Genomic DNA, 1,173 nt, shown 5'->3' on the forward strand with positions numbered 1-1,173 from the left:
GCTACGCCTGTATCGAAGAGATTGAGCGCTCAGTCGTCTCAGAAGGTCAGGTGCTGCTTGGCTGGCGGGATGTGCCGGTCAATCGCGACATGCCGATGTCGCCAACCGTGCGTGCCAAGGAGCCGGTAATTCGTCAGGTATTTGTTGGGCGGGGTCCCGATGTGTTCGTGACTGATGCCCTTGAGCGCAAGCTGTACATTATCCGTCGCCGTGCCGCCAATGCGATCAAGTCGCTAAGGCTGAAATTCGGCCAGGAATTCTACGTTCCGTCCTTTTCCGCTCGTACAGTTAACTACAAAGGTTTGCTGTTGGCGGACCAGGTTGGCGTGTACTACCTTGATTTGCAGGACAAGCGTACCGTTTCGGCCCTTGCCTTGGTGCACCAGCGTTTCTCCACCAACACCTTCCCGACTTGGGATCTGGCACATCCGTTCCGCTACATCGCCCATAACGGTGAAATCAACACGGTGCGTGGTAACGTCAACTGGTTCAAGGCCCGTGAACAGGCGATCTCCTCGCCGATTCTCGGTGATGACCTGAAGAAAGTCTGGCCGCTGCATTATCCCGGACAGTCTGACTCGGCTTCCTTCGACAATGCACTAGAACTGCTGGTCATGGGCGGGGGCTACTCGTTGGCCCAAGCAGTCATGCTGATGATCCCGGAAGCCTGGGAAAAGCATTCGCAGATGGACGAGAACCGTCGCGCCTTCTACGAATACCATGCTGCCATGATGGAGCCGTGGGACGGCCCTGCAGCGGTGGCTTTTACTGATGGTCGCCAAATTGGCGCGACGCTTGACCGTAACGGTCTGCGCCCAGCCCGCTATCTGGTTACCGATGACGATCTCGTCGTGATGGCTTCCGAGTCGGGCGTACTGCCCATTCCGGAAAAGAAGATTGTCCAGAAGTGGCGCCTGCAGCCGGGCAAGATGTTCCTGATCGATATGGAGCAGGGCCGCATTATCGACGACAAGGAACTCAAGGATTCCTTGGCCAACGCCAAGCCGTATCGCGAGTGGATCGAAAAGATCCGCATCAAGCTCGACGAAGTGCCGGCCCCGAATGAAAAATGTTCGGCTCCCGCGGCTTCGCTGCTGGATCGCCAGCAAGCTTTCGGTTACACGCAGGAAGACGTCAAGATCATTCTCGAGCCGATGGTCCAGAATGGTGAAG

General features: G+C 56.8%; 1 pseudogene. It reads left to right on the plus strand.

Going from position 1 to position 1,173, the window contains the following annotated elements:
• Positions 1–1,173 (plus strand): annotated as a pseudogene (locus ADADOO_RS02940) (glutamate synthase subunit alpha); the annotation flags it as partial.

The organism is Azonexus sp., assembly GCF_036170495.1.
In the GTDB taxonomy this organism is placed as follows: Bacteria; Pseudomonadota; Gammaproteobacteria; order Burkholderiales; family Rhodocyclaceae; genus Azonexus.